This window comes from Arthrobacter sp. 9MFCol3.1, assembly GCF_000620385.1.
In the GTDB taxonomy this organism is placed as follows: domain Bacteria; phylum Actinomycetota; class Actinomycetes; order Actinomycetales; family Micrococcaceae; genus Arthrobacter.
Map to the genome: position 1 here is coordinate 258,234 of NZ_JIBJ01000004.1, position 22,503 is coordinate 280,736.

Below are 22,503 nucleotides of genomic sequence, written 5' to 3' on the forward strand. Positions count from 1 at the left end.
GGGCCGGTGGGTGCCGGTCTCCGGGCGGCGCGTTACGGGAGGCGGCGGTCAGTCAATCTGGCGCGCCGCTCATTGGGATAGTGGCCGGTCACCACGACGGTCGCATCCTGGGTCGGGCTGGCGGCGGGCTGGAACCCGGCCGGCACCGGCTGCGCATCGGCGGGCTCGTCAACATGGTGGAACGAGGGTGGGAAGGACGCCGCCTGCTCGATCAGCGGTTCATAGAAGTCAAGCCATTTGTTCTGGTTGAAGGCCACCGCGGCCACGATGCGGCCCTTGTAGCCGTAAACCGCCAGGAACCGGCGCGAGGCCACCGATCCTTGCACGATGGCGACCTGATCGGCGACCGAGGGTACGCCCACGCTCTTGATTTCGGTGCCGAACTGGACGGACCAGAACTTAGGCACCGCCAGGTGCGGCCACCGTTCGGTCTCGCCGCTCACCATGTTGTGCGCCGCAACCTCGGCCTGGGAGATCGCGTTGCCCCAGTGCTCGACGGCGAGGAACTGGTAGCCGAACATCGGCTGCGGGGCGCGGGACACGTCGCCGGCGACGAAGACGTCATCGGTGACCAGCCCGTTGGCGTCGAAAGCGCGGCAGCCGGCGTCGCACGCGACGCCCCACACACCGCTCGCCAACCCGGAACCGGCGAGCCAGTCACCGTTGCGGACGGTCCCGAGCGCGGCGACCGCGATGTCCACGTCAAGGGTGGTGCCATCGGAGAGGCGGGCGCGGCGCAGCTGTCCGCCGGCATCGCCTTCCAGCGAGACGACCCTGACGCCGCAGCGCAGATCCACGCCGTTCTCGATCTGCAGCTCTCCGGCAATTGCACCGATCACGCTGCCCAGCGCCGCGCCGAGCGGTGCCGGACCAGCCTCCGCCACGGTGACCGGCAGGCCAAGTTCGCGGCACACCGAAGCGACTTCGCAGCCGATGAACCCGGCGCCAATGACCAGGACCCGGCGAGGGTGGGCGGCCAGGAGCTGCCGAAGCAATGCGGCGTCCTCCCGGGTCCGCAAGGTCAGCACGCCTGCCAGCGCCGCCTCCGCCGCGTTTGGCCAGGAACGGGCCCGCACACCGGTGGCGATCAACAGCTTGTCGAATCCGATCCGGCTGCCGTCGGCGAGATGCACCTGCCTGGCGGCCAGATCCAGACCGGTGGCGGCGACGCCCAGACGCCAGTCTGCGTCGATTGTCCGGCGGCGTGGCAGCGACGTGTCATCGGAGCGCACCGTACCGGTCAGGACCTGTTTCGACAGCGGCGGCCGGTCATAGGGTTCGTGCGTTTCCTCGCCGATCAGGGTCAGCGAGCCTGCGAACCCTTCCTCGCGCAGCCGCTCCGCCGCGCGGAGCCCGGTCAGTGACGTGCCCACGATGACGATCCTTCCGGATCGTTTGAACATGCCCCCGTTGCCCGCGCCTGCGGCGGCCGTTCCCGGGGCTTCTATGGGAGGCCGCGGGCTGGGCGGCTCCTCAAGCTGGTCAAGTCGGATGGCCTGTACAGGGCAGGCCGCGGCGGCCCGCCGGATCCTCGTGCGCTGGGCGTCGTCAGGGTCGGGGTCGTACGTCAGGGCCTCGTCCCCCTGGATGGTGAAGACGTCCGGGGCGAGGAAGGCGCATTGTGCGTAACCCTGGCATTTTGTGAGATCGACGACGAGCCTCATGCCGGACTTCTCCCTGTTTGGTCAAGCGAATCGAGTCTAAGCCCCGGGGGCTGGCCGTGGAAGAGGTAGTTCTCTGGCTGTACCGTGGAGGCCGATGACTCTTTCTGAAGAACTTCTGATGGCCTACGACCGGCAGCTCCGGACAGATGCCGAGACACCCAGTGCCATCGGCATTGAACGGCTGGGCCCGCTGCGCCTGGTGACCTTCGCGGGCGGTCGTGGCTTCGTGACGTATCAGGACCTCGCTGGTGCCAGCGCCCGCACGATCTCGCATTGGGTGGCCGAAGCGCTCGCGTTTTATCGCAGCGATCCCGCGATCGCGCGGGTCGAGTGGAAAACCCGTGGTCACGATCATGCGCCCGGACTCCATGGCGCACTGCTCGACAACGGATTTGAACCTGATGAGACCGAATCGATCATGATCGGGCCGGCCCACTCGCTGAATGTGCAGGTTCAGCTCCCGCCCGGCGTCAGCCTGCGGCGGGTGAGTGCAGAACGGGACATCCGCGCCATGAGCGCAATGCAGGATGAGGTTTTCGGCGTGGACGCCTCCGACGGAAACGCCGACGCAATCCTGCGGCGCGTGGCACGCGAGGACGGCATGGAACTGTGGGTCGCCGAACACGAAGGAGCGATCGTGAGCGCGGGCCGCCTCGAGCCGGTACCGGATACGGACTTCGCGGGCATCTGGGGCGGGGCAACCCGGGCCGAATGGCGCGGCCAGGGTATTTACCGGGCCCTCACCGCCGCCCGGGCCCGGGCCGCGCTAGCGCTCGGCAAGACTCTTATCCACAGTGACTCGACCGAATATTCGCGACCAATCCTGGAGCGCTATGGTTTGCGCCGGGTGTCCACAACCACGCCGTACCGGTGGCGGCGCTGACGGCCCAGACACTGGGCGCGGTCATTCCGAGCCCCCGGGATGAAAGGTCGCCGGCGGTCCGGGGAACGGTCCTCCCATGCCCTCAGCGTCGCTCCCGGCGCCGCTGCCGAGGAGGCTTCGAGTGAGGGCGGCGCTGTCGGCCATCAGGTCATCCACTGCCTTTCCGAGATGCATGTCCGCCACCGGCACGCCGTCCAATGCTGCAGCCACCACGGCCCGGCGGACGAGTTCGCGCGCGAACGACGCGGTTGTACCATCCGTGCGGGCTGCAGCATTCTCGATCGCGCCCGGGCTGAAGGGAATACCACGGGCATACAGTTTGATCAGCGCAACCCGCTCCGCCTGGGCAGGCATGGGAATTTCCACGGCCAGGTCCACGCGGCCCGGGCGCTGTGCCAGGGCGCGCTCGAGCATGTCCACGCGGTTGGTGGTGAGGACGAACGCCACGTCGGCGTCGCTGGCCAGACCGTCCATGGCGTCCAGCACCTCGAACAGCAGCGGCTGAGGTCCGTGCCCGAAGCTGCGGTCCTCGGCGATGAGGTCGCAGTCCTCAAGAACCACGATGGAGGGCTGCAGTGCCCGGGCCATGGTGGCGGCTTCTGAGATTCTGGCGAGCGATCCCCCCGAAAGAAGGATTGCTGTGACACCTTCGCTCCGACTCAACAGATACCTCACCGTATGGGTCTTGCCCGTTCCCGGCCGGCCATAGAGCAGGACGCCGCGTTTGAGGTGCTGGCCGTACTTGATTAGGGACTCACGGTGCTCGGCGATACCCAGTGCGTGGTCCGACACTTTCTCCAGCAGGCCGTCCGGCAGGATGACATCCGACGCGGCAAGGACCGGCCGCGCATGAAAGGTCACCCCGGCCGCGCTGGGACCATACTCACCCATCACCAGGGAAATGACCTGCCCCTTGAGCACGCTGCGGTGCTGCATCCGCCGCCGGAACTCCGAGAGGAACAGGGCGGCCCTATCTGTGGCGCCGGCCAAAACTTCAAGGGACGCTGACTGCCGGCCATACCGGGGGTTGGCGTCCCGCTGCAGCACGGCGATGGGGCTGCCTCCATGGCTGAACAGCCACAGCCCCAGGGCCACGGCCTGCCGCTGTTCGTCCGGCCCGACAGCGAGGTTGGCGTAGTCCGGTTGGGACAGGGGGAATTGCGGAAATAGCTGGGACTGCTGCAGCATGTCGCTCAGCGAGTGATGGTGGCGCTGGTCGCCGCCGCCGATGCCCACGAGCCGGAACTCAGGATCCTCCGCGGCGAGCTCCTCCATGAGGATGTCTGCGTCCACGAACCGGTGCGGCGGAATCTCCTCAACCACTACGGACACTGATTCGGCCCGGACCGCCAAATGCTCGGTCAGCGTAGTCAGCAGCTGGGTTCCCGGTTGCACCCGCTGCTGCCCGGACTGCGCAAGCTCCACGAGCCGTGCGAAATTGTCGATGAACTTCCCCAAAATTTCATCCATGCGCTGACCCTACCAGCGCCGCAAATCGGGTGTGGCGCTCATGCTCTCCAGCAAGCGTCAGCCGGCGGCTGCGCTGACAGCAAAGGTGCCGCCCCGCAGCGAGCTCATGGCCCAGGAATTCGCCTCGTTCGCCAGTTCGGCGCCGTCGTTCCCGCCTGCCTTACGCAAGCAGAACGGGACACCGGTGGCGTCGACGAGCACAGCAAGACGGTCATCCGCGCGGGCATCAAACGGCGCCAAGCGCTTGCCTCCCGCCCGTTCGGCACGCACCAGGGCTTCCCCGACGTCGTCGACACGCACATGGGTGATCCACCCCGGCGGCGATTGCGGCGGCGCCTGTCCGATGCCGGCCACCAGCACGGCACACCGACTGAGGAGGTATCCCGCGCTGTCATTGAAAACCCTTCCACCGGGGACCGTTACGCCGCGAACATTGTTTCCCACGGCCGCAGAGTCGATCAAGACCGAACTGGAGATTCCCGCGAGGCAAACTGCTGAAACTCCACGCCCGAGTGGGAAATCACCGTCGCCCGGGAAACCTGACACCCGTGCAGCAGGCTCGCCAACATATTTCTGGCCAATTGGGGAACCACGAATAAGGGAACGAAAACTGGAATTGCAGCCGTGGCGCTCACTCCACTGCTCGCGCTGGGGTCTGGAACAGCACCCGGTCTTCTGACGAGGAAGTACGGAGCATGTTGTCTGTTCGGCGGATGGTGAAGGCCGGCACGGGGGAGCTACAGGCTTTCCGGCCGGAAAATCCGCCTATTGATTGTTACTCTCTTTTCCTTTTGTGCGGCAAATGCAATTGATATTCTGACTTTGGTCAGGCAGAGGCCGCTCACTTCGTTGCGGGAGTTCCTATCTCATGGCCACCAGAGTCGATGTCGCCGGCAGTGCCGTCGCCCCGTTCACGGCGTTCGTCTTTGGATCGCGCACGACATCCGGCCGGCCTGGTTCTTTGCGTGCCCCCACTGTGGTGTCTGAGCCGACCGGGGTGCGATTACGCCGCCGGCACGCGGGACTAGAGCTTGAACCCGGCCTTCCCTAGACCAGCGCGGATGCGGCCCTGTGAAAACCAATCGGGGGTGGCCGCATCCGCGCTCACCCGCACCCATTGTGCATTGCCGCTCTTCTGGTGTAGATCCCGGCCCGGGGGCCGGTGCCGTCAGGTGCGCGCTGCGAGGATCTGCTCGCGCAAAATGTCCGCGTGGCCGCAATGCTGGGCGAGTTCCCTGAGCATGTGCAGGTAGACCCACCGCAGCGGCAGCGGTCCGCGCCGGTTGCCCCTGACAAGGTCGTCAAGATCGAGGGAAGCGGCCCGACGGCGTGAGTCCTCGCAGGCCTGGAGGTAGGCGGCCTGGAGGCCCGCGATGGTGTCTTCCTCCGCCAGGATAAACGATTCGTCGGGGGTGGCCGGAATGCCGATCTCCGCCCGGGACCGGCACGTGATGGCCTCATCAAACCAGACCTTCTCCACGAAGGCGGCGTGTTTGACCAGCCCCAGCAGGGTGGTCCGCGACGGCACCAGCGAGGCCCGGGCCTCCTCTTCGGTGAGCCCGTCCAGGCAGGCGTGAAGGTCCGCACGATGCTCATCGAGGAACGCATCGAACTGGGTCCGTAGGTCCGCGGTCAGTACTGCCGGATCCTTGCTGGGGAGAGAGCTCATGGCGTCACATCCTATGGCGGAAAGGCCCGGTCCGGAAGCAGTGGACCGGGCCTTTGCCTGGATGCGGTCAGTGTCCCCGCGCGATCCATTCCTCAAGGTGCGGTGCCTCGGCGCCGATCGTCGTCGGATCCCCGTGGCCGGTCCGGACCGTCGTGCCGGCCGGGAGCGGCAGAAGCCGGGCCCGGATGGACTCGATGATGGTCGGGAAGTCGCTGAAGGAGCGGCCCGTCGCCCCGGGGCCGCCCTGGAACAGCGTGTCCCCGCTGAACACCGTTTTTTCGCTAGGCACGGTGCCCTCGCTCTCGAGAAGGAAGCACACCGACCCGGGCGAATGGCCGGGGGTGTGCAGTGCCACGAGCCTTGCCCCCGCGACGTCGAACGTGTCGCCGTCGGCAATGGCGTGGTCCGGCTCGGTGCCGGGGAAGACCCGCTCCCACAGCATCCAGTCGTCCCGGTGCAGGTACACGGGCGCGTTTACGAGCGACCGGACCTCGCCCACGGCGCGGATGTGGTCATCGTGGCCGTGCGTGAGCAGGATTGCCGTGACCTTCCTGCCCGCGACGGCGGCGGCCACGGCAGCGGGATCGTGGGCCGGGTCGATGATGACGCATTCGGTGTCATCCCCGAGGATCCAGACGTTGTTCTCGACATCCCAGGTCCCGCCGTCGAGGGAAAACGTCCCGGAGGTCACCAGCCGGTCGATCCGGATGCTCTCAGAGCCGGCGTTCACAGCTCCACCACCGAGCGCAGCACGGCGCCGGCGTGCATCTTCGTGAAGGCTTCCTCGATCTGGTCGATCGTGATCCGCTCCGTCACGAAGGCGTCCAGGTCCAGCTTGCCCTGCCGGTAGAGGCTGATGAGTGTGGGGAAGTCGCGCGAAGGCAGGCAGTCGCCGTACCAGGAGGACTTCAGTGAGCCGCCGCGGCCGAAAACATCCAGCAGCGGCAGTTCAAGGGTCATCTCGGGGCTCGGCACACCCACCAGGACCACCGTGCCGGCGAGGTCCCGGGCGTAGAAGGCCTGCTTGTAGGTTTCCGGGCGGCCGACGGCGTCGATCACCACATCGGCGCCGAAACCGCCGGTCAGTTCGCGGATCGCTTCGACGGGGTCGCCGGCGGAGGAGTCCACCGTGTGGGTGGCGCCGAGGTCCTTGGCGCGCTGGAGCTTCTTGGCGTCGATGTCGACGGCAATCACCGTGGTGGCTCCGGCGAGCGCAGCGCCGGCGACGGCGGCCACGCCGACTCCGCCGCAGCCGATCACGGCGACCGAATCGCCGCGCTGGACGTTTCCGGTGTTGATCGCCGCGCCGATGCCTGCCATGACGCCGCAGCCGAGCAGGCCGACGGCGGCGGGATCGGCGTCGGGGTCCACCTTGGTGCACTGGCCGGCCGCCACGAGGGTCTTCTCGGCGAAGGCACCGATGCCCAGCGCGGCCGTCAGCTCCGTGCCGTCCTCCAGCGTCATCTTCTGGGTGGCGTTGTGGGTGTTGAAGCAGTACTGCGGCTGGCCCCGGCGGCAGGCGCGGCACTCGCCGCAGACGGCCCGCCAGTTCAGCACCACGCGGTCCCCGGGGGCGACCTCGGTGACATCGGGTCCGACGGCACTGACAACTCCGGTGGCCTCGTGGCCGAGCAGGAAGGGGAAGTCGTCGTTGATGGCACCCTGCTTGTAGTGCAGATCGGTGTGGCAGACACCGCAGGTCAGGATGTCCACGAGGGCCTCGCCGGGGCCGGGGTCCGGCACCAGGATTGTCTCCAGGGTGACGTCGGCATTCTTGGAACGGACTACTGCGGCCTTGACTTTATGGACCATGAAACAAGCTCCTCTGCTCTGGAACGCGGATTACTGGCACAACTTACTGGTTGCTGGCGCAACATACTGGCGCAACGGGCGACGGCGCGGCCCTTGGGAGGCCGCGCCGTCGTGGTTTGGTGGTGTCCTTGGATGCAGGATGGGCCTAGGCGGCGAGCCGGCTCTTGACCTCTGCTGCGGAGGGGTTGGTGGCGGCGGTGCCGTCCGGGAACAGCACGGTGGGGACCGTGCGGTTGCCTCCGTTGAGCTGCTCGACGAGATCGGCGGTGCCTTCGACTTCCTCGATGTTGATCTCGGTGTACCCGATGCCCTGCGCGTCCAGCTGCTTCTTCAGCCGGTTGCAGTAGCCGCACCACGTGGTCGAAAACATGGTGATGGTGCCGGATTCGGGGGTGAAATCCACGAAGTTCTCCTCAAGTAAGTGGTTGGGGCCGGCATGTCGGGCCGGGCGCCCACTGAAGTCGTACGTCACTGCCAACAACCGTACCCCGCAGCCCGCTATTCCCGCAGGCGCGTGACGGAGGCTGGGGCGGATGCGAATTCGCGGGAAAGCAGCGGAGTCGCCGCAAAGCTCCGGCGAAATCGCAGGTTTCCGGCGACCTCGGCGGGGCCCAGCCGGGAGGCTGGGGCGGATGACATGGGATGGGTGCGGTGGCATGCTGGTGCCATGTGTGGACGCTACGTGATGGCCCGGGCCGTCGGAGACCTGCTGGCCGAATTCGATGCCGGGCTGGAGGATGAGATCGCGATTCCACCGTCGTGGAACGTGGCTCCGACGGCGGATGTGCCGATCCTGCTCGAACGGTTGGTGGAGGGGGAGCCGGTCCGTCAACTGCACATTGCGCGCTGGGGCCTGGTGCCGTCCTGGGCCAAGGACCCGGGCATCGGGTCCAAGATGATCAATGCCCGCAGCGAGACCGTGCTGGAGAAGCCTGCCTTCCGGAAAGCGACCCGCGCACGCCGCTGCGCCGTCCCGGCGGACGGCTACTACGAGTGGAAGGGGGAGGGCCGCACCAAGCAGCCCTACTACGTCCATCCCAAGGACGGACGCCCCATTGTCTTCGCTGGGCTTTATGAGTGGTGGCGGGACCCGTCCAAGGCGGAGGGCGACCCGGAGCGCTGGATGCTCTCGACCTCGATCATGACCACCGACTCGCCGCCGGAGGGCTACGCCGGGGGAATGCTGGCCGAGCTGACCGCGCTGCACGACAGGGTTCCGCTGCCCATGAACCGCGAGACCATGCAGACCTGGCTGGACCCGCAGGCCGATGACGCGGCCGGCCTCGTGGATCTGGTCCGGGCCGGGGCGCACGACGTGGCGGAAGGCTGGACGATCGACGCCGTCGGCACCGCCGTCGGGAACGTCAAGAATGACTCACCGGAACTCATCCAGCCGGTCGGGAGCCTGTTCTAGCGGTTGCCCCGGCACATCTATTGACCGCCCCGCGTGGAGGCGTTGGCACCTGAGGTCAGAGCGTCACTTTGCCGCCGCCGTCGACCGACCAGCCGGGGTTGAAGGCGACTTCCCAGCGGTAGCCGTCGGGATCGGCGAAGTAGCCTGTATAGCCGCCCCAGGGCTGGGTCCTCGGTGCCGCAACGATGCGGGCTCCCGCGGTCTCGGCTTCGGCCATCACCCGGTCGACTTCCGCCGTGCTGGCCAGGTTGTGGCTGAGCGTAATGCTCGCAATGCCGGCAGGGGGATCGGTGGCCGCTTCGGACTGCATCTGGCCCGCGTCTCAGAGCGAGAGGATGAGCCCATGGTTGACCTGGATGAAGAGCACCTCCTCGGGGACTTCCCGGTGGGCGGGCCAGCCGAGGCCCTCAACGTAGAACCGGCGTGAGGCGTCAACACTGCGGACACCTAGCGATATGAAGTCGACTCGTGGCTGCATCTTTCGATAATGTCATGCACATGCCCACAAATCACGCAGACGACAAGGCCGCCCAGGCCGACCGCGAACAGCTCGCCGCCGTGCGGGTGGCTGTTGACGAGGTGGACGAGCAGATTGTGTCCTTGATCGGGCGCCGCGAGCGGCTGATCCGGATCGCGGGGACCCTCAAGGCGGACAGCGCCGAGGTCCGTGCGCCCGGGCGCGTGGAGCGGGTCATCGAACATGTCCGCGCCACGGCGGAAAAGAAGGACATCGACGTCGAACTTGTCGAGAAGACTTACCGGGCGATGATCGATGCCTTCATCACGCTCGAGCTGGAAGTGTACAAGTCCACTTCCTAGCGGGAGCCCATAAGAAGTTGCCTAGAGGGCCTCTTCAACAGGCACGTTGGCTTGGTAATCCCGGCCGTCACAGTCGCTGAAGGCCGTCATGAGATGGCCCTTGGGCAGGCCAAGCACAGTTGCAATGGGGAAGTTCCCGGTGATGGTGTTTCCTGAGTGTTCCACGCCTTTGAGGTCGAAGTTCTCTTCCGTGCCGTCATGGTTGAAGTAGTAGAAGGACACGGCCTCGCCGTTCATGAACTCAATGCCCAGTCTGCGCTGATGGGAGTAATCCGGCCCGGCTGCCAGTAGGCCCACCACGTAGGCGCCCTGCCCCGGGATATTTCCGTCTATATCGAAGGTCGCCACCAAGGTTGAATTCTTGGCGGCGATCTTTACGTGCTTCAGGAGTGCGATATGGGAGCTCATGGCTCAATCCTGCTACCTGTGCAATCGTCCGTCCACCCCCGATCTGGGTTTTGTCGCCTCTCCGACGTAGACTGTATTTATTCGAAGATATGTTCGAATAAATACAGGGCTTTAAACAGAAGGCGCTGCAACAGAAGGCGCTGAAACACAAGGCGCTGGAAGCGGAATAGACGTAGGAAGTCGAAGCGGGGACTGGGCCGGCTCCAGCCCGGACTGGGTCGGGAGGCAACGTGGGCATTTTCAGCGAGTCCGTGGATGTCGTCTGCACGCCCTCCGGCCAGCCCCTGCGCCTGGACTGGGCCGGCCGGCGCTATACGGTCTGCGCGGAACCCGTCCGCTGGTATGAACGCCGCCAGTGGTGGGCGGAGGAACGCCGGGCGCCGCTCGGGAGCGGGCCTGGCCTGGTGGATTACGAGATCTGGCGGGTCCAGGTGCGAGCCGCCGGGGATCACGCCGCGGATTCGACCCTCACCCTGGACCTGACCCGGCACGTAGGCAGCGGCCGGTGGCGGCTCCTGAAGATCCACGACGCCCTGCAGCCCCTCCGGAAGTCCGAATCAGCATGAACTTCACCCATCTGCACGTCTCCACCGCCTTCAGCGCCCACTATGGCGTCTCCTGGCCGGATGAACTCGCCGCCGCGGCCGCCGCAGACGGCGCCACAGCGCTGGCCTGCACGGACCGTGACGGCCTGTACGGGACCGTCAAGCACCTGAAGGCGTGCATGGCCGCCGGGCTGGATGCGGTCGTCGGGGTGGACCTTGCGGTCTTCGACGACGACGGCGACCACCGCACCCAGCTCGGGGGACGCGTCGTCGTGCTGGCGCATGGACACAACAACGGCGCCGGCTACCGGGCGCTGTGCCGGCTGATCTCCGACGCCCATGCCCGCACTACGGGCAAGGCCGGGGGAATAGTGCCGGTGGCCGTCACCCGGGCGGAACTGGCCTCCCGCACCCTGCACCCGGAAACCCTGCAACCGGTCCTGACAGTGCTGATCGGCCCGGACTCCGACGTCGGCCGGGCCATGGGCGGCCGGCGCTACCTGCGGCCCCGCACCCTGTTCAAACGCTGGCTGGACGCCATGCCTCCCGGAACCCTCGCGGCGGAGGTTGTGTCCCAGCTCAGCCCGCCCGGGGAGCCGCTGAGCACCGCCCATGCGGTGCGCATGCTTAAACTCGCCGCAGAACACGGGGTGCCCGCCGTGTTGAGCAACGCCGTGCGGTATGTGGCCGAGGACGGCGCGGCCACCGCCGATGTGCTGGACTCGGCCCGGACCCTGAAATCCCTCCCCGAGCTCTCCGCCGCCCCGCTGCTGCAGCCCAACGGGCAGGGCTGGCTGAAATCGGCGGCCCAGATGCTGCAGCTGGGCAAGGAGATCATCCACGCCGCCGGCTACGGCACGGCGGACCTCAAGCGGCTCCTGGCCCAGACCGAGGCGCTCGCGGACCGCTGCCGCATGGATCCAGAAGCCGACATGGGCTGGAAACAGCCCGTGGTCCCGGAGGCCTCCGTGATCGGGATCGACGGCGACGCGCTCGCCGAACTGACCTTGCGTTGTGAGGCCGGCATCGGCCGCCGCTTCCCGGGAATTTCCGGGCAGCGGGAACAGCAGTTGCGGGCCCGGCTGGAGCACGAGCTCCGGATCATCGACTCACTCGGCTTCGCCTCCTACTTCCTGACCGTCGCAGAGGTCTCCCGGATGATCCTGGACCTGGGCGTCCGGGCGGCCGCGCGCGGTTCGGGCGCCTCCAGCCTGGTCAACTACCTGATCGACATCAGCCAGGTGAACCCGCTCCAGCACGACCTCATCTTTGAACGCTTCCTCTCCCGGGACCGCGCCACGCTGCCGGACATTGACATCGACGTCGAAAGCGCAGAACGGCACAACGTCTACCGGAAGATCTTTGAGCGCTTCGGAGCCGAACGCGTCACGCTGATGAGCATGCAGAACGGTTACCGCGCTCGCGGTGCCGTGCGCGACGCCGGCCTGGCCCTGGGCATGGACGACGGCGAGGTCGGGGAAATCGCCAAGCAGCTGTGGCGGTTCTCGGCCCGGCACTTCCGCGAAGCCCTCGTGGAGAAACCCGAGCTGAAGGAATTCGCGGACCGGGTGGAGCAGCGCGGCTTCACCGAAAACCAGCAGCTGGACCTGCTGGTGGACCTCACGGAGCGGCTGGACCGGCTGCCCCGCCACATCTCCATGCACCCGTGCGGGGTCATCCTCGGCGATGCCACCCTGCTGGACCGCACCCCCGTGCAGCCCAGCGGCCTGGGCCTGCCCATGAGCCAGTTCGACAAGCACGACATGGACCCCATGGGCATGCTCAAGCTCGATGTCCTGGGCGTCCGGATGCAGAGCGCCATGGCCTTCGCCGTCCGGGAAGTCATCCGGCTCCACCCCTCCAAGGCCGAGGTGGTGGCCGCCGGAGCGCATCCGGCCGGCCCTGACGGGACCGGGCCGGATTACATCTCAGGGGACGGGCACATCGACCTCAACGCGGTCCCGCTCGATGATGAGCCAACCTTTGAACTGATCCGCAGCACCCACACCCTGGGCTGCTTCCAGATCGAGTCCCCGGGCCAGCGCGAACTGATCGGAAAGTTGGCCCCCCGGGAATTCAACGACCTCATCATTGACATCTCGCTGTTCCGGCCGGGTCCGATGAAATCCGACATGGTCCGTCCCTTCCTGGAGCACCGGCACGGATTCGCCCCCGAGGTCTACCCGCACCCCGACCTCAAGCCGGTCCTGAAAGAGACCCACGGGGTCACGGTCTTCCACGAACAAATCCTCAAGACCTTCGACGTCATGACCGGGTGCGGGCTGGCGCGCGCCGACGAATTCCGCCGTGCGCTGGGCAATGAGGTGCTTGAGGCCAGGGTGGAGGAGTTCTTCCGGAAGGAGGCGCGGGCCAGGAACTACGGTCCCGAGGTGGTGGACAAGGTCTGGGGCACGCTGAAGGCCTTTGGCAGCTTCGGGTTCTGCAAGGCCCACGGCGCCGCCTTCGCCGTGCCCACCTACCAGTCCGCCTGGCTGAAGGCACACCACCCGGAGGCCTTCCTCGCCGGGCTCTGGGAACACGACCCCGGCATGTACCCCAAGCGCCTGCTCGTGGCCGAGGCCCGCCGGCTGGGGATCCCCATCCTTCCCCTCGACATCAACCGGAGCCAGGCCGAGTACCGGGTGGAGCGGGTGGAATCCGGGCCGGACCGGGGCAGGCTGGGCATCCGCCTGAGCCTGAACGGCATCTTCGGACTCTCCGGCGCCGAGCTGAAACGGATTGTGGCCGGCCAGCCCTATGACTCCCTGGCGGACCTGCGGGCCAGGTCGCGGCTCAGCCGGCCCAGCATCCAACGACTGGCCCAGCTGGGGGCCTTCGATTCGCTGCACCGGGCATCCGGGGGAGACGCCAACCGGGCGGATCTGGTCCAGCACCTGCAGAAACTCCAGGCCCGCCCCCTGCGGAAGGGCGTGGAGGTCATTGAGGGCCAGTTGGCGTTGCCGCTGGGGGACGTGGAGCTGACGAACCTGTTGCCGGCGCTGCCCGCACCCAGCATGGTGGACAACGTCCGTGCGGAGCTGGACCTTATGGCCGTGGACGTCAGCGAGCACCTCATGACCAGCCACCGCCCGCTGCTGGACCGGCTCGGCGTCACCACCGCGGACAAGCTGCTGGGCCTGCGCAACGGCACGGAGGTGCTGGTTGCCGGGGTCCGGGTGGCCACCCAGACTCCGCCCATGCGCGGCGGCCGGCGGGTGGTGTTCATCAGCGTCGACGACGGCACGGGCTGCGTGGATTCGGTCTTCTTCCACGAAGCGCAGGAGCAGTCCGGATCCTTGCTGTTCGGCACCCGCCTTTTGCTGATCCGCGGCACCACCCGCCGGACCGGGCCGCGGGGGATCAGTATCAGCGCCTCCATGGCCTGGGACCTCAGCCGCCCCAAGAGCCTGCCGTTCCCGGCCCCGGAATCCGGCGTCGACGGCCAGCAGGAGCCTTACCTGTCCGGCCCCCTGTCCGGCCCCCTGTCCGGCCACCTGTCCGGCCCACTGGACGGGATCAGCAGGAACCTCGCCATCACCGGGCTGGGCGGCTGACCGGCCCGCGGCGGGGCCGCTGCTGGGTTGCGGCCGCGCCCGTGGCGCGTTGGTTGGCCTCCGGAGAAACCGATAGCATGGACGAGGCTGGCTGTGGTCCCCGTACGCCACAAGCTACGAAGCCTTAACTTTGAATAGGAGACACCCGTGTCAGATGCCCAGCAGATCACCCTTCTCGTCGACGGCGAAGAGACCAAGGTGACTACCGGGACCACCGGCGCGGAACTCTTCTTTGAGCGCCGCGACGTCGTTGTGGCCCGCGTTAACGGCGAGTTGAAGGACCTGGACCAGCCCCTTCCCGAGGACGCCAACGTTGAGGCCGTCACCATTGATTCCCCGGACGGGCTCAACGTCCTGCGCCACTCCACGGCCCACGTCATGGCCCAGGCCGTGCAGCAGCTGCGCCCCGACGCGAAGCTCGGCATCGGCCCCTACATCACGGACGGCTTCTACTTCGACTTCGACGTCGCTGAACCCTTCACCCCGGAAGACCTCCGCCAGCTCGAAAAGATGATGCAGAAGATCATCAACCAGAACCAGAAGTTCGTGCGCCGCGTCGTGACCGAGGACGAGGCCCGCGAGGCGATGAAGGACGAGCCCTACAAGCTCGAACTGCTGGGTAAGAAGAATGTCGCCGCCGATGCCGGCGAGGGCGTCAGCGTCGAGGTCGGCGCCGGCGACATCACCATCTACGACAACGTGGACCGCAAGAGCGGGGACAGCGTCTGGTGCGACCTGTGCCGCGGCCCGCACCTGCCGAACACCAAGCTGATCTCCAACGCCTTCGCGCTGACCCGGTCCTCGGCGGCCTACTGGCTGGGCAACCAGAACAACCAACAGCTGCAGCGCATCTACGGCACCGCCTGGCCCACCAAGGACGCGCTCAAGGCCTACCAGGAGCGCATTGCCGAGGCCGAGCGCCGCGACCACCGCAAGCTCGGCGCGGAGCTGGACCTGTTCTCCTTCCCGGACGAGCTCGGCTCGGGCCTGCCGGTCTTCCACCCCAAGGGCGGCATCATCCGCAAGGCCATGGAGGACTACTCCCGCCAGCGCCACGTCGATGCCGGCTACGACTTCGTCTACACCCCGCACATCACCAAGGGCCACTTGTACGAGGTCTCCGGCCACCTGGACTGGTACAAGGAGGGCATGTTCCCGGCGATGCACATCGACGCGGAGCTGAACGAGGACGGCACGGTCCGCAAGCCCGGCCAGGACTACTACCTCAAGCCGATGAACTGCCCCATGCACAACCTGATCTTCCGCTCCCGCGGCCGGTCCTACCGCGAACTGCCCCTGCGGCTCTTCGAATTCGGCTCGGTCTACCGCTACGAGAAGTCCGGCGTGGTGCACGGCCTGACCCGCGTCCGGGGCATGACCCAGGACGACGCCCACATCTACTGCACGCGCGAGCAGATGAAGGACGAGCTCACCAGCACGCTGAACTTCGTCCTGGGCCTGCTCAAGGACTACGGCCTGGACGACTTCTACCTCGAACTCTCCACCAAGAACGAAGACAAGTTCGTGGGCGACGACGCCGCGTGGGATGAAGCCACCCGCACCCTTGCCGAGGTGGCTGAAGCCTCCGGGCTCGAGCTCATCCCTGATCCGGGCGGAGCCGCGTTCTACGGCCCCAAGATTTCGGTCCAGGCCAAGGACGCACTCGGCCGCACCTGGCAGATGTCCACCATCCAGCTGGACTTCAACCTGCCCGAACGCTTCGAACTCGAGTTCCAGGCCGCCGACGGCACCCGGCAGCGGCCCGTGATGATCCACCGCGCCCTGTTCGGCTCGGTGGAACGCTTCATGGGCGTGCTCACCGAACACTATGCCGGCGCCTTCCCTGCCTGGCTGGCACCCGTCCAGGTGGTGGGGATCCCGGTCGCGGAGGCCTTCAACGACTACATGTTCGACGTCGTGGACCAGCTCAAGGCGGCCGGCATCCGCGCCGAGGTGGACATCTCCTCGGACCGTTTCCCGAAGAAGATCCGCACGGCCAGCAAGGACAAGATCCCGTTCGTTCTGATCGCCGGCGGGGACGATGCCGAGGCGGGAGCGGTGTCCTTCCGCTTCCGCGACGGCAGCCAGGACAACGGTGTGCCCGTCGCCGAGGCCGTCCAGCGGATCGTCGACGCCGTCCGCAACCGGACCAGCTAGGCAGACGGAAGGGCAGCGCGTGCAGGAATCGACAGGGGCCGGGCCGGAGTATCCGGGCGACCACGCCGTGACGGACGACTTCGGCCTGGCCGGTGTCCCGGACGCTTTCCAGCGCCTCTGGACCCCGCACCGGATGGCGTACATCAAGGGCGGCCAGCACCAGTTCAAGGACCCCAACGACTGCCCGTTCTGCGCCGCACCCGAGCGGGGGGACGAGGACTCCCTGATCGTGTACCGGGGCCGCACCAGCTACGTGGTGTTGAACCTTTTTCCCTACAATCCGGGCCACCTGCTGGTTTGCCCCTACCGGCACATCCCCGACTACACGGACCTCACGGTCGAGGAAACGGCGGAATTCGCCGAACTGACGCAGACGGCCATGCGGGTGCTGCGGAAGGTCGCCAACCCCTCCGGTTTCAACCTGGGCATGAACCAGGGAGTCACCGGCGGGGCGGGCATCGCCGGCCACCTGCACCAGCACGTGGTGCCGCGCTGGGGCGGGGACGGAAATTTCTTCCCCATCATTGCCCAGACCAAGGCGGTCACGCAGACCCTCGGCGAGGTCCGACAGCAGGTCGCCGACGCCTGGCCGCAGGAAACGCCCGCGCCGCAGGAAACACCAAAGCAGCAAATACCAGCGCACCAGGAAACCGCCGGGGAGAAGGATGCTTAACAGGCACGCCCGGGGTTTCTTCACCGCCCTGTTTTCCCCGGTTGCCCGCTGGCTGCTGAGGATCGGGGTCTCTCCCGACGCCGTGACGGTGGTCGGCACGCTCGGCGTCGTGGTCGGCGCCCTCGTGTTCTACCCGCTCGGGCAGCTCTTTTGGGGGACCGTGTTCATCACGGCGTTCATTTTCTCCGACGTCATCGACGGCATCATGGCCCGGATGCAGCAGCGCGGCGGCCGGTGGGGCAACTTCCTGGACTCCACCCTTGACCGCGTGGCCGACGGCGCCCTGTTCGCCGGCGTCGCCGTCTGGTTCTTCACCGGCGGCGCCAACCCGGCGATCGCCGTCGCCGCCATTCTCTGCCTGGTGCTTGGCATGGTGGTCTCCTATGCCCGGGCCAAGGCCGAAGCCCTGGGTTTTCACGCCAACGTTGGCATCGCCGAGCGCGCAGAGCGCCTCGTGTCCGTGCTGGTGGTCACGGGTCTCACCGGCCTGGGCCTGCCCTCCGTGGTGTTGCTGGTGACGCTGTGCCTGCTCGCGACGGCGAGCCTGGTGACAGTGATCCAGCGCATCGTGACAGTGCACCGCCAGTCGCTTGGGGAACCCGAAGGTACCGCCACGGAACGTCCCGCCTGAGCGCGCCACACGGTGCCCTGACGGCCGCGCCGAATCCCTGTACCCGCGCGGGATTCGACTGCTGTAACCCGAATTCTGCCGTGCCCCGGCCGGGGGATAGTATTAGCCTTACCGGCCAATGGATCCGGTAATCCGGTGTGTGCGAGACGCGGCATGAACGTGCCGTCCGCGCCCCCGGCGAGGTCATCTATCTACCCATAGGGGTTTTTGTGTCTACACCTGATGTAAGCAGCGAAGCCGGCGCGTCCGCGAAGAACGTCACGGGCAGCAGCCGCGTCAAGCGCGGCATGGCTGAGATGCTCAAGGGCGGCGTCATCATGGACGTCGTCAACGCCGAGCAGGCCCGCATCGCCGAAGACGCCGGTGCCGTGGCCGTGATGGCGCTGGAACGCGTTCCGGCCGATATCCGCGCGCAGGGCGGCGTGTCCCGCATGTCCGATCCCGACATGATCGACAAGATCATCGCGGCCGTGTCCGTGCCGGTCATGGCCAAGGCCCGGATCGGTCACTTCGTCGAGGCGCAGGTTCTGCAGTCCCTCGGCGTGGACTACATCGACGAGTCCGAGGTCCTGACCCCGGCCGACTACACCAACCACATCGACAAGTGGAACTTCACCGTTCCGTTCGTCTGCGGTGCGACCAACCTGGGCGAGGCCCTGCGCCGCATCAACGAGGGCGCGGCGATGATCCGGTCCAAGGGTGAGGCCGGCACCGGGGACGTCTCCAACGCCACCACGCACATGCGCCAGATCCGCGCCGAGATCAAGAAGCTCGCCTCCATGCCGGAGGACGAGCTCTACGTCGCGGCCAAGGAACTGCAGGCCCCGTACGAACTGGTCAAGGAAGTTGCCGCGACCGGCAAGCTCCCGGTGGTGCTGTTCACCGCCGGCGGCATCGCCACCCCGGCCGACGCCGCGATGATGATGCAGCTCGGCGCCGACGGCGTGTTCGTCGGCTCCGGCATCTTCAAGTCCGGCAACCCTGCCCAGCGTGCCGCCGCCGTCGTGAAGGCCACCACCTTCTACGACGACCCGGACGAGATCGCCAAGGCCTCCCGCGGCCTGGGCGAGGCCATGGTCGGCATCAACGTCGACGAGATCCCCCAGCCGCACCGCCTCGCCGAGCGCGGCTGGTAGCGTTCGGGCGCTTCTCAACGTTCGTGGCGCTGAGCGCCCCGAACGTTGAGCCTCTGCGCCCTCTCTTATTAAGCCAAGAGAGTTGGGCGCGATTCTCGCCAGAGCAATAACCACGACGCCGGGCGGTCACCTTCTTGGGTGGCCGCCCGGCGTCGTTCGTTTTCCCCGTCGATTGCTCCGTAACTGCCGTTATCGGGCCTCAAAAGGGCATCTACGGGGCAGTCGATGAGGGGGCAGTCGATGAGGGGTCAGTCGAGACGGGTCAGTCGATGAGGGGTCAGAAGAGACGGGTCAGTCGAGGCCGCGGCGCTTCAGCAGCGGCCCGAGATCCGAGTCCCGGCCGCGGAAGGCGCGGAAGGACTCCAGCGGGTCCCGGCTGTTGCCGCGGGAAAGCAGTTCGGCGCGGAAGAAGTCGCCGTTGGCGCGGCTGAGGCCCCCGTTTTCCTTGAACCATTCCACGGTGTCGGCGTCCAGGACCTCGCTCCAGATGTAGGAGTAGTAGCCGGCTGCGTACCAGCCTCCCGCGAAGATGTGCTGGAAATAGCCGGTCCGGTAGCGCGGCGGGATCAGGCTGTGCGCCACGCCGGCCGCAGCCAGGGCCTTCGCTTCAAACTCGACGGCGTCGTCCGGGATGTCGGAGCCGTCCAGGACATGCCACGCCAGGTCCAGCAACGCAGCGCCGAGGTATTCCGTGGTGCCAAAGCCTTCGCCCCACAGCTGCGCGGCGTTGAGTTTGTCCACGGTCTCCTGCGGCAGGGGCTCGCCGGTGGCGTGGTGCCGGGCATAGTTGGCCAGGACCTCAGGCCACATGATCCACATTTCGTTGACCTGCGAAGGGTATTCCACAAAGTCCCGCGGCACGTTCGTACCGGAGAACCGCGGATACGTGACGGCGGAAAACAAGCCGTGCAGGGCATGGCCGAACTCGTGGAAGGTGGTGCGCAGTTCGTCCAGCGTCAGCAGGGTGGGTTCGCCGGCCGGCGGCTTGGAGATGTTGAGGTTGTTGATCACCACAGGACGGGTGTTCAGCAGCCCGGACTGCTCCACGAGGGAATTCATCCACGCGCCACCGCGCTTCGTGTCACGGGTGTAGTAGTCGCCCAGGAACAGGCCCAGGTCCGTGCCGTCGGAATTCTTCACCTCCCAGACGCGCACGTCCGGGTGGTAGCCGGCGAGGTCGGCGCGTTCGTGGAAGGTGACGCCGTACAGGGCGTTCGCCGCGAAAAACACGCCATCATTCAAAACCCGGTCAAGCTCGAAGTAGGGGCGCAAGGCCTGCTCGTCCACGGCATACCGCTCCCGCTTGACCTTGGCCGAGTAATACGCCCAGTCCCAGGCCTCGAGGGGGTGGCCGGCGGCCTCGGCAAGCGCCTCAGCCTCCGCATCGGCATTGCGGACGGCGGCCGGGGCCAGCCGGCTCATCATCGCCTGAACGGCCTGGAAGTCCGGCGCCGTCTGCCGGTCCACGCTGAGTTCGGCGAAGTTCGCGAACCCCAGGAGCTTGGCCTTCTCGGCGCGGAGCCGGACCATGTCCTTGACCAGATCGAGCACGTCGAAGCTGCCGCCGTCGCTGCCGCGGCCGATGGAGGCCTCATAGAGGCGACGGCGGACATCCCGGTTCGCCAGCGCGGCCATGGCGGGCTGGTTGCTCGGCTGGATCAGGGTCAGCAGGAACTTACCCTCGTGCCCGGCGGTCCGGGCAGCCTCGGCGGCGCTGGCGACGTCGTCGGCGGGCAGGCCGGCGAGGTCGGCGGCGTCATCCAGCAGCAGGGCAGCGGACTTCATGCCCTCTTTGACGCGCTGGCCGAACTCGGTGCCGAGCCGGGAAAGCTCGGCGTTGACTTCCTTGAGGCGCTCCTGGCCGGCGTCGTCGAGCTGGATGCCGGAGGCCCGGAACTCCTTGAGGTATTCCTCGACGAGCCGGGCGGACTCCGCGTCCAGGACCGTTGCGTCCAGCGCCGCGAAGCGCTCGTAGAGCCCGCGGTTGAGGTAGACCGCGTCCTGGTGGGCGGCAAAGAGCGGGGACAGTCGGGTCTCGAGGTCCCTGATGGTGTCTGAGGCGTCCGCGGAAACCAGGGTGAAAAAGGAGGCGGCGGCCCGGTCCAGGAGCCGGCCGGAGCGCTCCATGGCGAGGGCCGTGTTTTCGAAGGTCGGGGCCGCCGGGGTGTCCACGATGGCCTGGATTTCGGCAAGGTGCTCGGCCAGGCCAGCCTCGACGGCCTCGGCGTAGTGCGCGTCTTCGATATCCGCGAACGGCGGCAGTCCGTAGGGCAGGGTGCTGGGGCTCAGGAGGGGATTGGTCATGAAATGACTCTTTCATGCAGGCGGCCGCTTCTCAACGATCGCCTCCGTGTGTTGTGATGCCGGCCACCATAGGATGAGCGGCATGGGGAACACGACCGCAAGGCAGCGGGGCCGGATGCTGGCTGTCGCCGCGGCCGTTGTTCTCGCGTTTCTGCTGGCATCCTGCGGACTCTTTGCCGGGCCGGATAACCCCCCGGGTCCGACGGCGGGAGCCGGCGGTACCGGGGGAGCGGCTGACGTTGCCCGGCCGCCGTCGGGCACCCCGACGCCCACACCGACTGCCACACCGACTGCCACCCCGACGCCCGGGCAGGGTCCAGGCTGTGCGGCCGCCCGGTGCACCTCCGTCCTCGTCACCGGGGACATGCTGGTCCACCCCCAGCTCTGGCGGCAGGCCAGCGAGGACGCCCGCGCTGCCGGCGCGGCGCGGCTGGACTTCGGCCCGTTGCTGGAGGGCCAGCGGCGCTACATCGAGCAGAGCGACGTGGCGATCTGCCATCTGGAGACACCGGTGGCCGGCCCGGACGGTCCGTACTCCGGGTATCCCTCCTTCAACGTTCCGCCGCAGATCATCACCGCCGTGCGGGGTGTGGGCTATCAGGCCTGCACGACGGCCAGCAATCACACCGTTGACCGCGGCACCGCGGGACTTATCCGCACCCTGGACGCCCTCGACGCCGCCGGACTCCGGCACACGGGCTCGTACCGGACCGAGGCGGAGTCGCAGGGCATCCTGATCCTGCAGACCGCCGCGGCCAAAATCGCCGTCGTTGATGCCACGTATGGCCTCAACGGGCGGCGCGCCGAGCAGCCCTGGCAGGTTGACCTGCTCGATCCCGATGCCATGATTTCCAAAGCACGCAAGGCCAGGGCTTTGGGCGCGGACATCGTGCTGGGGGTCATGCACGCCGGACAGGAGTAGTCCAATGGGCCCGACGCCCAGCAGCGCGACGTCGCCCATGCGCTCGTGGACAGCGGCCTGTTCAGCCTGGTCTACGGCCACCACAGCCACTCGGTGCTGCCGATCGAGAAGTACAAGGGAACCTGGATTGTGTACGGGCTCGGGAACGGGATCACCGAGCTCTCGCCGTCGTTCGTCGTCAACAACGAGGGCCTGTTGGTCCGGGTGCAGTTCAGCCAGGACGCGGCCGGGTCCTGGGCCGCCTCGGACCTGGCCTGGGCGCCGTCGGTGATGGTCCGCGGGCCCTACCGCTGGTGTTCGGTGGCGGCCGACGCGCCGCAGGGCCGTTGTGCCGGAACGGCGGCGGACGCGGCCACGCGCCGGCGCACCACGGCCGTGCTGGAGTCGATGGGCGCCGCGGCGGCGGGCGCCCATGAGCTTATTCTCACCCCGGGGCCCTAAG

At 67.2% G+C, this 22,503-nt stretch carries 18 protein-coding genes and 2 pseudogenes; 10 read left to right on the forward strand and 10 right to left on the reverse strand.

Going from position 1 to position 22,503, the window contains the following annotated elements:
- Positions 1 to 32: 32 nt before the first annotated feature.
- Positions 33 to 1,664, reverse strand: coding sequence for an FAD-dependent oxidoreductase (locus tag C560_RS0103995; RefSeq protein ID WP_026537219.1), 1,632 nt, complete (start codon positions 1,662 to 1,664; stop codon positions 33 to 35).
- 94 nt (positions 1,665 to 1,758) lie between these two features.
- Between C560_RS0103995 and C560_RS0104000 the strand changes: the two genes are divergently transcribed.
- Positions 1,759 to 2,547, forward strand: coding sequence for a GNAT family N-acetyltransferase (locus tag C560_RS0104000; RefSeq protein WP_026537220.1), 789 nt, complete (start codon positions 1,759 to 1,761; stop codon positions 2,545 to 2,547).
- A 21-nt stretch (positions 2,548 to 2,568) separates the two neighbouring features.
- Here C560_RS0104000 and C560_RS0104005 read toward each other — a convergent pair whose 3' ends face one another.
- The 6 genes from C560_RS0104005 to C560_RS0104030 form a co-directional block, all read right to left on the reverse strand.
- Positions 2,569 to 4,017: an AAA family ATPase gene (locus C560_RS0104005; protein WP_051532995.1), complete on the reverse strand. Its 1,449-nt coding sequence runs from the start codon at positions 4,015 to 4,017 to the stop codon at positions 2,569 to 2,571.
- A gap of 57 nt (positions 4,018 to 4,074) precedes the next feature.
- Complete coding sequence (locus C560_RS0104010) at positions 4,075 to 4,317, reverse strand: VOC family protein (protein ID WP_155855739.1); 243 nt, start codon at positions 4,315 to 4,317, stop codon at positions 4,075 to 4,077.
- A gap of 868 nt (positions 4,318 to 5,185) precedes the next feature.
- Positions 5,186 to 5,686: a DinB family protein gene (locus C560_RS0104015; protein ID WP_026537223.1), complete on the reverse strand. Its 501-nt coding sequence runs from the start codon at positions 5,684 to 5,686 to the stop codon at positions 5,186 to 5,188.
- 67 nt (positions 5,687 to 5,753) lie between these two features.
- Entirely contained in the window at positions 5,754 to 6,416 is a 663-nt protein-coding gene (locus C560_RS0104020) for an MBL fold metallo-hydrolase (RefSeq protein WP_026537224.1), read from the reverse strand.
- Entirely contained in the window at positions 6,413 to 7,498 is a 1,086-nt protein-coding gene (locus tag C560_RS0104025) for an S-(hydroxymethyl)mycothiol dehydrogenase (protein ID WP_018773198.1), read from the reverse strand. Before C560_RS0104025 ends, C560_RS0104020 begins: the two co-directional genes overlap by 4 nt.
- 145 nt (positions 7,499 to 7,643) lie before the next feature.
- Complete coding sequence (locus C560_RS0104030) at positions 7,644 to 7,901, reverse strand: mycoredoxin (RefSeq protein ID WP_011692168.1); 258 nt, start codon at positions 7,899 to 7,901, stop codon at positions 7,644 to 7,646.
- Positions 7,902 to 8,165: 264 nt separating this feature from the next.
- Between C560_RS0104030 and C560_RS0104035 the strand changes: the two genes are divergently transcribed.
- Positions 8,166 to 8,912, forward strand: coding sequence for an SOS response-associated peptidase (locus C560_RS0104035; protein ID WP_081801615.1), 747 nt, complete (start codon positions 8,166 to 8,168; stop codon positions 8,910 to 8,912).
- A 55-nt stretch (positions 8,913 to 8,967) separates the two neighbouring features.
- On the opposite strand, the pseudogene C560_RS21210 reads toward C560_RS0104035, so the two are convergent.
- Positions 8,968 to 9,390, reverse strand: a pseudogene (locus C560_RS21210) (VOC family protein).
- Between the two features lie 14 nt (positions 9,391 to 9,404).
- Here C560_RS21210 and C560_RS0104045 point away from each other — a divergent pair.
- Positions 9,405 to 9,731 (forward strand): chorismate mutase, encoded by a 327-nt coding sequence (locus tag C560_RS0104045; RefSeq protein WP_018773195.1) that lies wholly within the window; start codon positions 9,405 to 9,407, stop codon positions 9,729 to 9,731.
- Positions 9,732 to 9,752: 21 nt separating this feature from the next.
- On the opposite strand, the gene C560_RS0104050 is transcribed toward C560_RS0104045, so the two are convergent.
- Positions 9,753 to 10,139: a hypothetical protein gene (locus tag C560_RS0104050; protein WP_018773194.1), complete on the reverse strand. Its 387-nt coding sequence runs from the start codon at positions 10,137 to 10,139 to the stop codon at positions 9,753 to 9,755.
- 230 nt (positions 10,140 to 10,369) lie between these two features.
- Between C560_RS0104050 and C560_RS0104055 the strand changes: the two genes are divergently transcribed.
- The 6 genes from C560_RS0104055 (at position 10,370) to pdxS (ending at position 18,835) form a co-directional block, all read left to right on the forward strand.
- Positions 10,370 to 10,705 carry a DUF6504 family protein gene (locus tag C560_RS0104055; RefSeq protein ID WP_026537226.1) on the forward strand — a complete coding sequence of 112 codons (336 nt, stop codon included), beginning with the start codon at positions 10,370 to 10,372 and terminating at the stop codon, positions 10,703 to 10,705.
- Positions 10,702 to 14,238, forward strand: coding sequence for a DNA polymerase III subunit alpha (locus C560_RS0104060; RefSeq protein WP_026537227.1), 3,537 nt, complete (start codon positions 10,702 to 10,704; stop codon positions 14,236 to 14,238). The genes C560_RS0104055 and C560_RS0104060 overlap by 4 nt, the downstream gene beginning before the upstream one ends.
- 147 nt (positions 14,239 to 14,385) lie before the next feature.
- The gene (gene thrS, locus C560_RS0104065) at positions 14,386 to 16,395 is read left to right on the forward strand and encodes a threonine--tRNA ligase (protein ID WP_026537228.1); all 2,010 of its coding nucleotides are present in this window, start codon (positions 14,386 to 14,388) and stop codon (positions 16,393 to 16,395) included.
- A gap of 19 nt (positions 16,396 to 16,414) precedes the next feature.
- On the forward strand, positions 16,415 to 17,068 hold the full coding sequence (locus tag C560_RS0104070) for an HIT family protein (protein ID WP_018773190.1): 654 nt from the start codon (positions 16,415 to 16,417) through the stop codon (positions 17,066 to 17,068).
- Positions 17,061 to 17,699 (forward strand): phosphatidylinositol phosphate synthase, encoded by a 639-nt coding sequence (gene pgsA, locus C560_RS0104075; RefSeq protein WP_018773189.1) that lies wholly within the window; start codon positions 17,061 to 17,063, stop codon positions 17,697 to 17,699. Before C560_RS0104070 ends, pgsA begins: the two co-directional genes overlap by 8 nt.
- 209 nt (positions 17,700 to 17,908) lie before the next feature.
- Positions 17,909 to 18,835: a pyridoxal 5'-phosphate synthase lyase subunit PdxS gene (pdxS, locus tag C560_RS0104080; protein ID WP_026537229.1), complete on the forward strand. Its 927-nt coding sequence runs from the start codon at positions 17,909 to 17,911 to the stop codon at positions 18,833 to 18,835.
- A 291-nt stretch (positions 18,836 to 19,126) separates the two neighbouring features.
- Here the strand turns inward: pdxS and C560_RS0104085 are convergent, their stop codons facing one another.
- The gene (locus C560_RS0104085) at positions 19,127 to 21,139 is read right to left on the reverse strand and encodes a M3 family metallopeptidase (RefSeq protein ID WP_026537230.1); all 2,013 of its coding nucleotides are present in this window, start codon (positions 21,137 to 21,139) and stop codon (positions 19,127 to 19,129) included.
- Positions 21,140 to 21,221: 82 nt separating this feature from the next.
- Here C560_RS0104085 and C560_RS21215 point away from each other — a divergent pair.
- Positions 21,222 to 22,502 (forward strand): annotated as a pseudogene (locus C560_RS21215) (CapA family protein).
- Position 22,503 lies beyond the last annotated feature (1 nt).

Coding starts and splice junctions, on each gene's coding strand:
- C560_RS0103995 (WP_026537219.1), bottom strand. CDS start 1,664: ATGAGGCTCGTCGTCGATCTCACAAAATGCCAGGGTTACGCACAATGC.
- C560_RS0104000 (WP_026537220.1), top strand. CDS start 1,759: ATGACTCTTTCTGAAGAACTTCTGATGGCCTACGACCGGCAGCTCCGG.
- C560_RS0104005 (WP_051532995.1), bottom strand. CDS start 4,017: ATGGATGAAATTTTGGGGAAGTTCATCGACAATTTCGCACGGCTCGTG.
- C560_RS0104015 (WP_026537223.1), bottom strand. CDS start 5,686: ATGAGCTCTCTCCCCAGCAAGGATCCGGCAGTACTGACCGCGGACCTA.
- C560_RS0104025 (WP_018773198.1), bottom strand. CDS start 7,498: ATGGTCCATAAAGTCAAGGCCGCAGTAGTCCGTTCCAAGAATGCCGAC.
- C560_RS0104035 (WP_081801615.1), top strand. CDS start 8,166: ATGTGTGGACGCTACGTGATGGCCCGGGCCGTCGGAGACCTGCTGGCC.
- C560_RS0104045 (WP_018773195.1), top strand. CDS start 9,405: ATGCACATGCCCACAAATCACGCAGACGACAAGGCCGCCCAGGCCGAC.
- C560_RS0104050 (WP_018773194.1), bottom strand. CDS start 10,139: ATGAGCTCCCATATCGCACTCCTGAAGCACGTAAAGATCGCCGCCAAG.
- C560_RS0104060 (WP_026537227.1), top strand. CDS start 10,702: ATGAACTTCACCCATCTGCACGTCTCCACCGCCTTCAGCGCCCACTAT.
- pgsA (WP_018773189.1), top strand. CDS start 17,061: ATGCTTAACAGGCACGCCCGGGGTTTCTTCACCGCCCTGTTTTCCCCG.
- C560_RS0104085 (WP_026537230.1), bottom strand. CDS start 21,139: ATGACCAATCCCCTCCTGAGCCCCAGCACCCTGCCCTACGGACTGCCG.